The sequence below is a fragment of the Gardnerella sp. DNF00038 genome, from assembly GCF_049262855.1.
In the GTDB taxonomy this organism is placed as follows: Bacteria; Actinomycetota; Actinomycetes; order Actinomycetales; family Bifidobacteriaceae; genus Bifidobacterium; species Bifidobacterium vaginale.
On the sequence record NZ_CP058407.1, the window covers coordinates 902,966 to 918,013 of the forward strand.

Annotated in this window: 10 protein-coding genes; 3 read left to right on the forward strand and 7 right to left on the reverse strand. The window is 40.8% G+C overall.

Annotated features, from left to right (window positions below):
* Positions 1 to 42 precede the first annotated feature (42 nt).
* Positions 43 to 2,391, forward strand: a complete 2,349-nt coding sequence (locus HXT19_RS03530) for an energy-coupling factor transporter ATPase (RefSeq protein WP_116437127.1) — start codon at positions 43 to 45, stop codon at positions 2,389 to 2,391.
* Between the two features lie 208 nt (positions 2,392 to 2,599).
* A complete protein-coding gene (locus HXT19_RS03535) occupies positions 2,600 to 2,905 on the forward strand; it encodes a YhbY family RNA-binding protein (RefSeq protein WP_004117809.1) in 306 nt (101 codons plus the stop codon).
* Between the two features lie 74 nt (positions 2,906 to 2,979).
* On the opposite strand, the gene HXT19_RS03540 is transcribed toward HXT19_RS03535, so the two are convergent.
* The 4 genes from HXT19_RS03540 to HXT19_RS03555 form a co-directional block, all read right to left on the reverse strand.
* Positions 2,980 to 4,353 carry a replication-associated recombination protein A gene (locus tag HXT19_RS03540; protein ID WP_422119620.1) on the reverse strand — a complete coding sequence of 458 codons (1,374 nt, stop codon included), beginning with the start codon at positions 4,351 to 4,353 and terminating at the stop codon, positions 2,980 to 2,982.
* Positions 4,354 to 4,447: 94 nt separating this feature from the next.
* Positions 4,448 to 6,976 carry a DEAD/DEAH box helicase gene (locus tag HXT19_RS03545; protein WP_422119621.1) on the reverse strand — a complete coding sequence of 843 codons (2,529 nt, stop codon included), beginning with the start codon at positions 6,974 to 6,976 and terminating at the stop codon, positions 4,448 to 4,450.
* 65 nt (positions 6,977 to 7,041) lie between these two features.
* A complete protein-coding gene (gene der / locus HXT19_RS03550; protein WP_422119622.1) occupies positions 7,042 to 9,246 on the reverse strand; it encodes a bifunctional cytidylate kinase/GTPase Der in 2,205 nt (734 codons plus the stop codon).
* The gene (locus tag HXT19_RS03555) at positions 9,243 to 10,016 is read right to left on the reverse strand and encodes a pseudouridine synthase (RefSeq protein ID WP_004113665.1); all 774 of its coding nucleotides are present in this window, start codon (positions 10,014 to 10,016) and stop codon (positions 9,243 to 9,245) included. Before HXT19_RS03555 ends, der begins: the two co-directional genes overlap by 4 nt.
* A 199-nt stretch (positions 10,017 to 10,215) precedes the next feature.
* Here HXT19_RS03555 and HXT19_RS03560 point away from each other — a divergent pair, with 199 nt between their 5' ends.
* Positions 10,216 to 11,202: an MIP/aquaporin family protein gene (locus tag HXT19_RS03560; RefSeq protein ID WP_013399605.1), complete on the forward strand. Its 987-nt coding sequence runs from the start codon at positions 10,216 to 10,218 to the stop codon at positions 11,200 to 11,202.
* Positions 11,203 to 11,229: 27 nt separating this feature from the next.
* Here the strand turns inward: HXT19_RS03560 and HXT19_RS03565 are convergent, their stop codons facing one another.
* The 3 genes from HXT19_RS03565 to HXT19_RS03575 all read right to left on the reverse strand — a co-directional run bounded on the left by HXT19_RS03565 (position 11,230) and on the right by HXT19_RS03575 (position 15,035).
* The gene (locus tag HXT19_RS03565; protein WP_004113661.1) at positions 11,230 to 11,619 is read right to left on the reverse strand and encodes a DUF3017 domain-containing protein; all 390 of its coding nucleotides are present in this window, start codon (positions 11,617 to 11,619) and stop codon (positions 11,230 to 11,232) included.
* Positions 11,620 to 11,725: 106 nt separating this feature from the next.
* Positions 11,726 to 13,366 (reverse strand): bifunctional phosphoribosylaminoimidazolecarboxamide formyltransferase/IMP cyclohydrolase, encoded by a 1,641-nt coding sequence (gene purH, locus HXT19_RS03570; protein WP_162861370.1) that lies wholly within the window; start codon positions 13,364 to 13,366, stop codon positions 11,726 to 11,728.
* 73 nt (positions 13,367 to 13,439) lie between these two features.
* Complete coding sequence (locus HXT19_RS03575) at positions 13,440 to 15,035, reverse strand: DUF6350 family protein (protein WP_422119623.1); 1,596 nt, start codon at positions 15,033 to 15,035, stop codon at positions 13,440 to 13,442.
* Positions 15,036 to 15,048 lie beyond the last annotated feature (13 nt).

A 15,048-nucleotide genomic window follows, 5' to 3' on the forward strand; every position in this document is an offset into this window, starting at 1 on the left:
GCCAAAATAGCATTAGTCAATTAAGTAAAAAGCAAGCTGATTATGCAAAGCAATAAAGTTATTCAAGATAAAACATGTTGCAAAGTCGAAAAAAGCAATACGGATTATTTTGCTAAAAAAGATAATGCTGTTTCTTTGCAAAAAGTTCGCTTTAGCTACGATGGCGGAAAAACTTGGATTCTAGACGGAATAGATCTTGAAATTGCATATGGTCAAAGAATCGCAATCATTGGCAAAAATGGTAGTGGAAAGTCCACGCTAGCTAAAATTATTGCAGGACTTTCTTCCCCAGATTCTGGAATTGTTACGCTATGCGGAATAAAAGTTTTTGAAGCAAACAATGTTGATTCAAAAGCTTACCAAAAAGCACGAGAATCTATTGGAGCATTGTTTCAAAGCCCAGAAGACCAAATCGTTACAACAGTTGTAGAAGACGATGTTGCTTTTGGGCTTGAAAACTTGTGCGCTTCTAAAGAATTTATGAAGCAAAATATAAGCAATGCTTTACGCGCTGTAAACATGGAAAATCACCGTTTTAGCGACCCGAGCAATATGAGTGGAGGTCAGCAGCAGCGCGTTGCTATTGCATCGTCGATTGCTACAAAATCAAAACTTCTTGTATTAGATGAGCCTACAAGCATGCTTGATTCTTGCGCAAAAGAAGATGTAAATAAGCTTTTTAACAAATTGCAAACGAGCGGCACAACAATCGTACAAGTTACGCATAAGATTAGCGAATGCAAAAATGCGGATCGAATATTGATGCTAGAAAATGGAAAATTGCGTGATGTAAGTTTATTGGAATTAGATGAATTTTTCACGGAAAAATCGCCAGCTGTTATTGAATCAAAAAGCATGACGGAAAATGCAAAAAAATCAAATACAGCAATTGAAATATCGAATTTAAATGTGAGCTATACAAATAGTCAAACTCCAATAATAAGAGACTATTCTCTAAGCGTAAAATCAGGCGAAATCGTTGCAATAATGGGAAAAAACGGGTGCGGAAAATCAACGCTCGCAAAAGCAATATGCGCACTTATTAAATACGATTCTGGCTCCATTTGCGTAAACGGAATAAAAATTAGCGAAAAAACAAGCAAATCGCAAATGCGAGAAATTCGCAAAAACATTGGTTACGTTATGCAATTGCCAGAACAGCAACTTTTTGCACAAACTGTTTTTGAAGACGTAGCATACGGGCCAAAAAACTTTGGATTAGAAGGACGTGAATTACATTCCAGAGTATTGAACGCACTAAAATCATTGCATATTGAACACTTAGCACAAAAATCCCCATTCGAACTTTCTGGCGGACAGCAACGACTAGCAGCAATCGCAGGTGTTTTAGCTTGCAATCCAAAAATTTTGGTTTTAGACGAGCCTACAGCAGGATTAGATTTTGAGTATGCAAAAATCGTACTAAAAATTTTAAGCGATTTACACAATAAAGGCATAACAATTATTGTTATTACTCACAATCTAAACGAAGCAAAATCGCTTGGAGCGCGCATAGTTACGTTAGAATCGCGCAAAAAGAAGGAGATTCAAGAACACGCGCAAGACGAAAAGCTTGAAAATGCTAGCGAGAATGTTAACGAAAAGAAAAACGAAATCAAAAACAAGTCATTGCTAAGCTTATTCAATACGCGAATCATACTAATATCATGCTTAATTCTTATGTTTAGCGCGTTTAGTATTACAAACTTCTATCAACTAGGAATTCTTGCACTATCAACGCTTGCTCTAATATTTCTCGCTAGAATATCACCTATAAAATTATTGTTGTCATTGCATATGTTTATTGCAATATTCGTATTTTCTGGAATGTTTAATCTTCTAGTTGTGCATTCTGGAAGAGAAATTTTTAAAATTGGACCGCTATTAATAACAGATGATGGAATAAAGTTTGCAATACTTTTCGCTTCAAGATTTTCGCTTGTTATACTAATCGGATCAATAATTGTACTAACAATAAGCCAAACGCGGTTGACTGAAGCATGCGCGTCTATTATTTCGCCTCTTAAAAGCGTAGGATTGCCAAGTCAAGAAATTGCTCTTATTATGAGCCTTGCTTTGCGCTTTTTGCCGACTCTTTCAAAAGAAGCAGAATCTGTAGCCTTAGCTCAAATCGCAAGAGGCGGAAACATAAAAGACGGGTCTATAAAAAAGCGATTGCGAGCAATAACATCTCTTATAGTTCCAGGATTTGCAAGCGTGATTCGGCATGCAAACACACTAGGGCTTGCACTAGATTCTAGATGCTACGTTCCTGGATCAAAGCGCACGCACTTACATACGGAGAAAATGCGCTTAAAAGACTTTGCACTTTTAATAATTACATTAGCTATTGTGTGCGGAATAATTTTTGCTGGAATATTTGTATATTGAACTCATTGAACGTATTGAACGCGGATTCTTACGGTTAATGTATAATCCGATAAGCATTGAAAATTTAAGCGTTACAAGTAGATAATCAATAGTCGATAGTTGGTTGTCGATAATTGCGTTTGACAATATAGCGTTTTGACGTTTTAATGTTTTGAAAATTGACGTTTTAGCGTTTTACGCATGTTGAACGCGATTTGGAAGGAAAATAATGGCATTAACTAAAAAGCAGATTAAGCAATTGCGCGCGCTCGCTAACACTTTAAGCCCATTGCTTTACGTTGGAAAAAACGATATTAGCGATGCTGCTGTTAAGCAAGCAGACGAAACAATGCAATCTCATGAACTTATGAAGTGTGCTGTACAAGATGGCTCTGGATTAAGCGCTAAAGAAGCTGCGCAGGAACTTGCAGAACATCTTGGTGCCGAAGTTGTGCAAGTAATTGGCAACCGCTTTGTGCTGTTCCGCGTTTCAAATCGCGAAGATATTGACCACATTATGCTTGTTCGCGAGTAAAACTCTCTTAAAAAAATAGTAATACTGTATTAAAAGGCTTCTTACAATTCTAAGAAGCCTTTTAATTATTGACTTTAGTTATTGTCAGCAGATTTGTGGAGAATATTGCGAATTTGAGATAAACGTTGCGAAATCTCGTGCTCGTAGCCGCGATTATTTGGGTAATAATATTCGCGACCAACTAGCTCATCTGGCATATATTGCTGAGATACAACAGCACCCGGATAATCGTGAGCGTACTTGTACCCATCATGATTGCCCCAACTTTTCATCAAAGCAGTTGGCGCGTTACGCAGATGAAGAGGCACTTGACCAATATTTCCAGCATCAACATCTTGCAAAGCCTTATTAATCGCATTATAGCTTGCGTTTGATTTTGGAGCAGTTGCTACAGCAATCACAGCTTCCGAAAGAATAATCCGCGCTTCTGGCATGCCAATTAGAGCAACCGCTTGAGCTGCAGCAACAGTTACTTGCAAAATTTGTGGAGCCGCCATACCAACTTCTTCGGCAGCAGCAATCATAATTCGCCTTGCAATAAAACGCGGGTCTTCACCAGCTCTAAGCATTCGCGCTAAATAATGCAAAGAAGCGTCAACATCACTTCCACGCATTGACTTAATAAAAGCAGAAATCACATCGTAATGGTCGTCGCCATCTTTGTCGTAGCGAACTGTAGTAGTATCCATTACATTAGAAACAATATCAGCAGTAATTACAGGCTTATTTTTACCATGCTGCAACGCAACATCTCCTGTTACTGCTCCTGCAGCCGCCTCTAAAATAGTGAGAGTTTTGCGAGCATCTCCCCCACTTAAACGAATAATTGAATCAATAGCATCATCGTCGATTTTAAGCTGATCATTAAGACCATTTTCGCTTGAAATTGCGCGTTCTATAAGCGTGTGCAAATCTTCTACACTGAGAGACTCAAGTTTAACAACTACTGATCTACTAAGTAGTGGCTTAATGATTGAAAAACTTGGGTTTTCGGTAGTAGCTCCAATAAAAGTTACATCGCGATTTTCAACGCTTGGAAGCAAAGCATCTTGCTGTGATTTAGAAAAACGGTGAACTTCGTCAATAAACAGAACTGTTTCTTGACCTTTACTAACTAAACGCTCATGTGCTCGATCTAACACAGCTCGAACATCTTTAACTCCAGAAGTTACAGCAGAAAGCTCTTCAAACACGCGACCAGACTGTCTAGCCACAATATAAGCAAGCGTAGTTTTACCAACTCCTGGAGGTCCAAACAACACAACAGAACTTGGAGATGTAAGAGAACCTTTAGATTGCGGATTCGCAAGCCTGCGCAAAGGCGAACCATCTTTTAGCGCATGAGTCTGCCCAAGCACGTCTTCGATAGCGCTTGGGCGCATACGCACTGCCAACGGACGCGTCACATCGCTAGGTGCACTACTTGCGGAAAATAAATCTTTCTCCATAATTACCAGCTTACACTACATATAGAACAAACGTTCGATTGCATTCTGCATTCTGTGTTTTGCATTCTGTGCTCTGTTAGCACATTTTTAAGAATCACACGTGCGACACGCTGTAGTCAAAGAACACAACTTCGCCTGTATCTTGTGTGGAATCCAAATCAACAATTCCAGTAATAGCCCAATTATGGTCTCCGTCCGAATCGTCAATAATTTGCCGAACTTTCCACGAATGTTCACTCTTCTCAAGAGAATCATCCAAAATAAACAAGTCGCCACTTCTAGCCTTGGCATCGATACCAACATACTCGTGCTCATCGTAATAGTCGTCAAGCACATCATTCCACTCGTGAACACCGTAACCCCAAGCTTTGTCAAGCTCTCCTAAAGTATCCGCATCTTCCAAATCCATAAGCTGCACGCGACGGAACATTGCGTTTCGAATCAACACAATAAGTCCACGACGATCCTCAACTACAGACTCAGAAGTTCCAGGCGCAGCCATAGTTACAGCGCTAGCTTCAGCGTCCGACCCTCCAGCACTTTCCCACTCGTCAACAAGACTTGAATCAATAGATCGCACAACAAGACGAAGCCACGAAATAATATCACGTAATTCTTCGTTAAGCATGTCTTCTGGCACAGTACGAGCAAGCGAACGATAAGCGTCCGAAAGGTAACGAAGAAGCGTTCCCTCACTTCTAGCAATGCCATAACGAGAAATGTATCCAGTAAAATCGGATGCGGTTTCAACCATGTCTCGAAGTACAGATTTAGGCTTAATCCAGTAGTCGTTTGCCCACGGAACATCTTTGCGATATTGCGCAAAAGCAGGCTCAAGCAAATCTTCAAGAGGCTTAGGGTAGCTAACTTCCGCTAAGCGTTCCATGCGCTCCTCGTAATCAATGCCATCATCCTTCATACCAGCCATTGCAGCATCGCGAGCCTTACGCTCTTGTGCGCGAAGCACAGGCTTAGGATCATCTAAAGTTGCTTCAACCATAGAAATTACATCAAGCGCATAGCTTGGAGATTCTGGGTCTAGAAGTTCCAAAGCTGCGAGTAAGAATGGAGAAAGCGGCTGATCCAGCGCAAAGCCCTCTGGCATAGCAACATCAAGATCATAATCACAAGAACCATCCGAAAGCTCTCTGCATTCAATAACTTGAGTATCGAGCAAAGTTTGGAAAATATCGTTGCAACGCTCGAGCAATTTCTCTTTATCTTGCGGCTTTTGCGCACTATCTTCAATAAGTTTTTCAACGCGTGCTCTAGCATCCCCACCTTGCGTAACTTCGTTCAAAATCATTGAGTGCGTTACAACCATGTGAGGATTCAAAGTTTCTGGAGCGCTTTCAATAAGCTTAGTAAACGTTAGCTCGCCCCAAACTACAAAGCCTTCTGGAGCTTTCTTACGCTTAACTTTTTTAAGCTTCTTAGGATCATTTCCAGCTTTTGCAACAGCGCGCGCATTCTCAATCTCGAACTCTGGAGCCTCTGCAACTACTAAGCCCTCAGTATCGAATCCCATTCTGCCTGCACGTCCTGCAATTTGATGAAACTCGCGAGCACGAAGCTTTCTACTACGATTCCCATCAAATTTTGTAAGAGCTGTAAGAACAACCGAGTGAATTGGCACGTTAATACCAACTCCGAGAGTGTCTGTGCCACAAATAACGGGCAGCAATCCTTGCTGAGCTAACTGTTCGACAAGCCTACGGTAGCGCGGAAGCATACCAGCATGGTGTACGCCTACACCCGTGCGCAGTAGCCTTTGCAAAATTTTGCCGAAACCTGTAGTAAATTTAGTGCCTTTAATAGCTTGAGCAATTTTGTCTCGCTGATCTTTGCTAGAAACCCCCGTGCTTGCAAGCGCTTGAGCTGTTTCTAGAGCTGCATCTTGCGAAAAATGAACTACATAGATTGGCGTTAAACCCTTGTTAAATAAGAGTTCTACAGTTGTTGCAAGCGGCTTATCTGTGTACTCGTATTCGAGTGGGATTGGTCTTGGCGCATTAGCAATAATATCAACACTACGTTTTGTTGATTTTTCTAAACGTTCCGCAATATCCGTTACGTCTCCAAGAGTTGCGCTCATAAGTAAGAATTGCGTATTTGGAAGTGTAAGTAACGGAACTTGCCAAGCCCATCCGCGCTCTGGATCACCATAGTAGTGGAATTCGTCCATTGCAACGCAATCGACTTCAGCGTTTGCGCCTTCGCGTAAGGCTTGATTTGCTAAGATTTCTGCAGTGCAGCAGATTATTGGAGCGTCCGCGTTAATATGCGAATCTCCTGTAATCATGCCAACGTTGTCGCGCCCAAAAATCGCAACTAAATCGAAGAATTTTTCGGAAACAAGAGCTTTAATTGGCGCAGTATAGTAGGAGCGTCTGCCGGTAGCGAGCGCTGCAAAATGCATGCCGAGCGCTACTAGAGATTTTCCAGAACCGGTTGGAGTATTTAAGATAACATGGTCTCCTGCAAGCAAATCCATAACAGATTCTTCTTGATGCGGCCACAAATCTACATGCTTGTTATCTTTAGCCCAATCAACAAATGCTTGAAAAATCTCGTCTTCGCTAGCATGATGCAAATCAAAAGCTAACTCGCCCAGACCAGCCATATTCCGCTCCTACTTTACTTAAGCTTTACTCGTGACTTTAATCGCAAATTTATTTACTTGCGATTTTACTTGCGCTTCTTCTTATCTCGTACTTTTACAGAGATTTGAATAGGAGTTCCCTCAAATCCAAACTCTTCTCGAAGAGAACGCTCAATAAAGCGACGGTAACCGTGCTCTAAGAAGCCTGTTGCGAATATCACGAAACGCGGTGGGCGCGTAGAAGCCTGAGTAGCAAACAAGATTCTCGCTTGCTTTCCGCCTCGCAAAGGATGCGGATGAGCAGACTGAATACGACCTAAGAAAGCGTTGAGCTTGCCTGTAGGAATGCGCTTATCCCAGCTGTCTAAAGCTGTTCGCATAGCGCGCGCAAGACGATTCGTATGCCATCCTGTTTTTGCGGAGAGATTAACGCGCTCAGCCCAAGTTACGCGCTCAAACTCAGTTTTCCACAAGCGTTCCATGCGCTGTCTAGAAAATTCGTCCATCAAGTCCCACTTGTTAAACACAAGTACGATTGCTCGACCCGCGTCTACAGCCTGGCTCATAACTTTCAAATCCTGCTCTGCAATCGGCTGGGAAGAATCGAAAAGAATCAAAGCAAGTTCAGAACGCTCAATCGCAGCTTGCGTACGAAGTGAAGAATAGTATTCAGCACCAGTAAGCTTATGCTGCCTGCGCTTAATACCAGCAGTGTCAATAAACAGCCAGTCTTCTCCATAAACTCGCACAACCTCATCAACAGGATCTCGAGTAGTTCCAGCCAAATCGTTTACAACAGAACGTTCTTCATGAGCTAAATGGTTCAAAAGCGAAGACTTACCAACGTTTGGACGCCCAACTAAAGCAACTCTGCGAAGTCCTTCTGGAGTCAAGAATCCTGAAGTTTTATTCGCTTTCTTCAAAGAGTTAAGAGCCGCGTCAAGCAAATCTCCAACGCCTCTGCCATGCATTGCAGAAATTCCGTAAGGCTCACCCATTCCGAGCTTCCAAAACTCTGCAGTTAAATACTCGCTTCTAGCGTCGTCAACCTTGTTAACTGCCAGAGTAATAGGCTTACCTGCAGCGCGAAGCATTGAAACAATGCGCTCGTCTGTAGCTGTTAAACCAACTTGACCATCTACTAGGAAAATCACAGCATCGCTTAAACGCACTGCCACTTGCGCTTGCTGAGCAATAGAAGAATCAATGCCTTCAACATCTGCTTCCCAGCCGCCAGTGTCAACCAGCTTGAAGTTGGTTCCAGCCCACTCAGCGTCGTAACTTACGCGATCTCTAGTAACACCTGGAGTATCTTCTACAACAGCGACACGATGGCCCAAAATACGATTTACAAGCGTTGATTTTCCAACGTTTGGTCGACCTATAACGGCGATTACTCCAACAGCTTTTGTATCTTTCGATTCATCATCGCTTGCAAAATCACCACTAAGAAGCGCACGATCTTCATCATCAAGATCGTAGCCTTCAAGATTTGCAGCATAACGGTCGTACTCATCTTGCTCAATTGCATCGTCAACAATCTCTACAAGCGCGTCAAGAGTCTGCTCAAAAGTTAAATCAGAATTATCTAGAGTTGTAACACCGTCTGCAGCTTTAAGAAAATTCGTAACTTTAGCATCTTTAGCATCACGAGCGCGAATATCGTCTTCTTCAGATTCATTATTCTTAGATTCATTATTTTGCAAATTTTCTTGCGCAATATCCTGCTTATTTCTGCGAGCTTGACGCACTTCCTCACGAGCAGTAAGAAGCACTCGAACTTGAGCATTTGGAGCCACAACAGTAGTAATATCGCGGCCTTCTGCAACTATTCCCTCTCCGCCTGAGAAAGAATCTTCACTAGACTCTGAAGCAATATACGCGCGCTGAGCAGCAATAAGCATGCGTCGAACTGCAGGAATCGAAGAAACCGTAGACACGTGCGAAGAAACTTCGCTGGAACGCAATTCTTCGCTAATATCTTCACTATCAATTACGACTACAGGATTTTTTGGATCAACACTAAATTCAGCATGATCTTCCGTAAACAATGCTCCAACAGCTTCAACAATTTGATTCAAGCGTTTTGCATCTGCAGAATTCGTTGAATTTCCTTCTTCATCCAACTCAAGCTGCTTGCTTAAATCAATACCTTGCTTCAAGCACCACCAAGCAGCAGCTCGATACATTGCCCCCGTATCTAAATACGCAAAACCATAGTATTGCGCTAAAGCACGAGAAGTAGAAGATTTACCTACTCCTGCTGGTCCATCAATTGCTACGCAAATCACAGGCCAACCTCCTTAGAAAGCGAGCGCACTTCTGTTTGAGAAAGCACTCGATACGATCCAGCTTTTAAGTCCCCTAACTTAATAGGCCCAATTTGAGTACGCACAAGACGCTTTACAGGATATCCTACGGCTCCAAAAATCCTGCGCACAATGCGATTTTTGCCAGAGTGTAAAACAACTTTTACGATTGTTGCATCGTGATTTTGGTCGATTATTGCACAGCGATCGAGCTTAATCCAGCCGTCTTCCAGATTTACGCCTTGCGAAACTAGCCTGCGGCAAACCATTCCGTTGATCTTGCCTTCAACAGTTGCAATATACGTTTTCTCAACTTCATACTTTGGATGCATAACATGCTGGCTTAACTCACCATCGTTGGTCATTAAAATAAGACCTTCAGAATCGTAGTCCAAGCGTCCCATGTGGAAAATTCGCTCGTACTTATCTCCAACAATGTCTCTTAAAGTGAAGCGACCTTTCGGATCATCCATTGCGCTCAAAACTCTTTTAGGCTTATTAAGCGCGAGCGTTACAAGCTTGTGATTAAATTTCACTCTCGATCCGTCTACGCGTATTTTTTGTTTACTTGGATCTACTCGAGTTCCGAGTGTTGTTACAAGCTCATCATCTACTTCAACACGCCCATCTAAGATTATTTCTTCACACTTTCGGCGTGAACCAAATCCCGCTTCAGCAAGTAGCTTTTGCAGTCGAACAGCGTTTTTGGATTCTTGTTGCGCCTGATTGGCGCGGGAATATGCGTTTGGCATCGTTCTCCCAACGTGACCTTATTCGTATTCTTTTAATAAATTAGTAGCAAATTTTCATATTCTGCAATAAATACAGGAAATTACCACGTTTTTCTATGTTAGCGTATGGCATAGCCGTGATACTATAGCAAACGTTTGGTTGTGCTGTAAATAATAAAAACCAGCATAGCGGTGTACACAATTAACGTAAGGAATTGTTATGAACTACACTTCAAATGCAGATTGCTCTGTTTCTAAACAATCTTCTGCACTTAGAACTCCGCTCATTTTTAGAGTAGGAGCAGAATTCATTGCAAGCGCTTTTGCAATGTTCACTATCTACATGTTCTCATCTATTGTTACTGCAATGTATGGCGTAAATGTTCTTATGATTGCAGTAGGAACTGGCATTGCTTATGCTGCTGCTATTGGTATTGCATCTAAGTTTTCTGGCGGACATGTAAATCCTGCTATAACTATCGCATCTATGCTTACTGGCAGAACTCCTTATATTTCTGGAATTTTATACATTATTGCTCAGGTTCTTGGAGCTATCGCTGCAGCTGGAGTAACTGTTTTTGTTCTGCCACAAACAAAGATGGTTCCAGCTCACACTTGGTTTGCTCCTGTTGTTAATGGTTTTGAAAATGCTTCCATTTCTGCAAACCAACTTAAGAGTGTTAATGCATCTTTTGGCGTTATTACTGCTCTTGTTGTTGAAATTATTGCAGTTCTTGTTATTGTTGCAACAGCCATGACGTACATGAATGACAACGGCAGCACAAAATGCGGATATTCTACTCACATGGGCATTGCTTATGCCGCTGGAGCTTTCATTACTTATCAAATTACTGGAGCTGGTTTAAACCCTGCCCGTTCTACTGGCATTGCTATTCTTGCTCAATCGCAAAAGTTATCTGTCTCACCATTGAGTCAACTTTGGGTATTTTGGATTGCACCTGTTTTTGCCGCTGCGCTCGTAGGATTTGTCATGCTTATTTGCAAGCTTGCAACTTCTTCTTCAAATAATCAGAATCCTGTTGCTGCTGATTGCTCAAATCAAACTTCTCCTGTTCTACAGAATACTGTTCCTGTAGTTCCAGAACCTCCTGTTAACACAGAGTCTTCAGTAACCCCTTCTACGACTTTGGATTCTACTGGAAACGATAATGTTCCATTTAATCCTTTTAACAGAGATGATAAATAGAATTTCGTGAATTAAATCTATCGGATTCTACATTAAGAAAAAAATTGAAAAATACGTTATCAATAGTCCAATTCCTAGCGAAATGCTTATGAAAGAATCGAAGGCTACAGATCTAACCTTCCATGGACTTTTTTGAGTAAATATTAAGCGTATGATTCCAAGAACAATGGCTGTTGCGGCAATTATTACCGTGGCAGCCATTGTTTTACCCATAAACGCCAATACTGCGCTTACGCATACTATTGCTGCCACAATCCATTGCGCATACGGTTTTCCTTCTTTGACTTCAGAAACGTATATATGGTTTGATTTTTTTGCTAATTCAGATTCATTTACATTTAAAATGTTCTTTTGAATTTTTGATACATCGTCTTGTTTTTCATACCGATCATTAATTGTCATACTTGTATAATACATAAAAGACCTTGGAAAGTATACGAAAATACAATCCAAGGTCCTTTTTATAGAATACTTGTATTAATTAAAAAATTAATAAATATTTTATTATTCAGTCAAATACTATTTAGTGGAAGAAGTGCCTTGTACCAGTAGTGTACATTGTTACTCCAGCCGCACGCGCAGCTTCAAACACTTCCTCATCTCTAATTGACCCTCCTGGCTGCACAATTGCTCGCACACCTGCGTCAATAAGGATTTGCGGACCATCAGCAAATGGGAAGAATGCATCCGAAGCCGCAACAGCTCCACGAGCACGCTCAACACCATCAGCAAGAGTATTAGCACGCTCAACAGCCAAGTGGCAAGAATCCACGCGATTAACCTGCCCCATGCCAATGCCAACAGTAGCATTATCGTGTGCAAGTAGAATTGCGTTAGACTTTACGCAACGAAGCGAGCGCCATGCAAACTCTAAGTCTCTCAAAGTATCAGTATCTGCAGCTTCTCCAGATACAAGAGTCCAATTTTGAGGATTATCGCCAAAATCATCAATCTTATCTGCGCTTTGTACCAATGCGCCACCATCAATAGGATGCACCTGCAAGCCCAAAACTGGAGGATTTGCAACCTTTAAGATTCGCAAATTCTTCTTCTTAGTGCGCAATAACTCCAAAGCCTCAGGCTCATAATCTGGAGCAACAATTACCTCTGTGAAAATTGGTCGAACACTTTCAGCCATTTCTAGTGTAACAGTTGAATTGCAAGCAATCACACCGCCGTAAGCACTTACAGGATCGCAAGCGTGAGCTTTCTTATGAGCAATAGCTGCAGTTGCACCTATTGCTAAGCCGCAAGGATTATTATGCTTGCATACTGCAACAGCGATTTGTGGGGCAAAATCCCATACTGCACGCCAAGCCGCATCCGCATCAACATAATTGTTGTAGCTCATCGGCTTTCCACCAAGAAGTTCAGCTTGAGCTAAACCTCCCTTATGCAATGGGTCAAGATAAAGCCCCGCCTGCTGATGTGGATTTTCACCATATCTAAGCTTGCGATTTAACTTCCACGTACGCGTATAATCAGTTGGAAGAATCAAATCCTCACTTGTTTTATCAACTGAATTTGCGTCTTCCTCAGACTTGGTCTTCATACTTTCTGGAATTGACCAAACTTCACTTGTCCACTGGCATATTGCAGCATCGTAAGAAGCCGTATGTTCAAATGCTTTATGCGCCAAGTATTCGCGTTCTTCTAGGCTAAAACCTTCTCCAGATAACACTCTTTGGGCAAGAATATTATAATCTGCAGGGTCTGTAATAACAGCCACAGATTTATGATTTTTCGCGGCAGCGCGAACCATAGATGGTCCACCAATATCGATTTTCTCAATAATCTGAGCTTCGCTTCCACCGCTCATAACAGTGTTTACAAACGGATACAAATTCACTACAACAGCATCAAATGGCTCAATATTTAACTCTTTAAGCTGCTTTACATGATCAGGATTGCTCATATCTGCTAAAATCCCAGCGTGAATATGTGGATCGAGCGTCTTAACCCTACCATCTAAGCTTTCTGGGAAACCTGTTATATCAGATACTTCCGTAACCTTTACACCTAATTCTTGGAGTTTTGCAGCTGTTGAACCTGTTGAAACAACCTGAGTTCCGCACTTTTTAAAAGCGTCTGCCAGAGTTTCTAGCCCTTCTTTGCAAAATACTGATACAAGTACTCGCTTGATTGACCTTTTACCTGTGGTTATCAGCACATCTGCACTTGATTCTTGCGCGTGTATCTGTTGCACGGTGGTCTTCCTCCTTGATGTTGGACGAGGATTATTTTTTATTGACTTTCGAACTAACTGTTCTAGGTTTTCTAGTATCAGTTTTGTTCTCAAGCAAAGGTTGTTTTTTAGTGGATTTAACGCTTCGCGGCTGACTTATATTATCTGTTTCATTTTGACTAATTGAACAAGATGAACGCGTTTTTTCTTTTTTTGAAGACATATAATCAGCAGACTTTTCAGACATATTGTTTTCTTTAGGAGTTATTACTGACGTTTCACATGACTGTTCAACTGGTTTTGATTGCGATTTTATGTTCTGATTTTCTTTTGACTTTTCACTAATATTTTCAGATAACTTTTTGGAAAATATATTAAAATTCGACGGCTTAATGGAATCATATTTCTCAAAAATTTTAGAACTTAACGCACGAATAGAAATTATTATTGCGCACACAAATATAACGAGAATCCAGGCCAACCCAAAACCAAATACTGTTAAATGACCTAAAGCACGAACACTTCTACTTACATTTACACCAACATTGGATAAACGATATTTACCTAAATCACCGTTTGCGAACAAGAATAGTATACTCATAACGAGTATTACTAATATGCAAGTTGATACCAAAACTACAGCTGATTCCACAAAAGCAATAACGGTAGACTTCCAATCAAGTTTATCTTTATCGAAATGCAAACGAATATTACAAGACTTAGAATATAAGATCACAAATAACGCAAATACGCCACATAAGGCAAAAACAATACCATTGACAAGAAGCCTATAAAGTGAATCACCTATAGAGTCTGGGAATATGGCAAAGAATGGAACAGGAGGCAAAGACTTACGATTAACTGCATAAATTGTGAAATTAGCAACTGATCCTATAGCAAATCCTGAACCTGAAATCCATGATAATGCCCATAATGCAACGTTTGGAAGCCATATCAGACATGCAATTGTGGTTAAAATTCTTGAACCTAATTGCATTCCTAACTTTGAAAAAACTATCTCAACATTACTTGCTCCAACAATGGACCAAAAGATAATCGTTGATAATGCAATAATTGCATAAATTGACAACACGATTACGGTTGAATAAAGGCAAATTTTTATGCGTTTTAATATATGTTCAGGAACATTTTTTGTTATATTATTTTTGATTAATACAAACAATGAGCTGTATGGGAAAACAGCTATTAACTGTGCAAAAGCATATACACAAGAGCTTTTTAACAATATGACTGGTAACGAATCCAATAACTCAATATTAGTATTTTGAGATATAACTCCAGTGATGAAAACCCAAACAAATAAACCAATACAATTTACTAGCGATCCACCTTTTAGTTTTCTCATCAGAATCGCAAGCATTGTAATTATAAGCGAAGTCAAACCAAGTGGAATAACTGTAAGAATAAAATCATCAAAGCCTAGACCAACTCCTTGCGCAAAAAGAAGAGCAGCCCACGTCATCGACATTGATGAATCGGAAAGATTACCAGTTCCTTCTTCTATAGAAATAACAAGAAGGGTTAGTGACATGAATAATCCAACAACTATTGCAAAAATCAAAGTCGCAATAGCGGGTATAGATATCCCCTTCAAAATGCTAATAAGAGAAGACTTCAGTTTTTTCATAACATCATCCTCC

What these genes read in the sequence shown, in the direction of transcription:
- HXT19_RS03530 (WP_116437127.1), top strand. Translation starts at nt 43, where the DNA reads ATGCAAAGCAATAAAGTTATTCAAGATAAAACATGTTGCAAAGTCGAA.
- HXT19_RS03535 (WP_004117809.1), top strand. Translation starts at nt 2,600, where the DNA reads ATGGCATTAACTAAAAAGCAGATTAAGCAATTGCGCGCGCTCGCTAAC.
- HXT19_RS03540 (WP_422119620.1), bottom strand. Translation starts at nt 4,353, where the DNA reads ATGGAGAAAGATTTATTTTCCGCAAGTAGTGCACCTAGCGATGTGACG.
- HXT19_RS03545 (WP_422119621.1), bottom strand. Translation starts at nt 6,976, where the DNA reads ATGGCTGGTCTGGGCGAGTTAGCTTTTGATTTGCATCATGCTAGCGAA.
- HXT19_RS03555 (WP_004113665.1), bottom strand. Translation starts at nt 10,016, where the DNA reads ATGCCAAACGCATATTCCCGCGCCAATCAGGCGCAACAAGAATCCAAA.
- HXT19_RS03560 (WP_013399605.1), top strand. Translation starts at nt 10,216, where the DNA reads ATGAACTACACTTCAAATGCAGATTGCTCTGTTTCTAAACAATCTTCT.
- HXT19_RS03565 (WP_004113661.1), bottom strand. Translation starts at nt 11,619, where the DNA reads ATGTATTATACAAGTATGACAATTAATGATCGGTATGAAAAACAAGAC.
- HXT19_RS03575 (WP_422119623.1), bottom strand. Translation starts at nt 15,035, where the DNA reads ATGAAAAAACTGAAGTCTTCTCTTATTAGCATTTTGAAGGGGATATCT.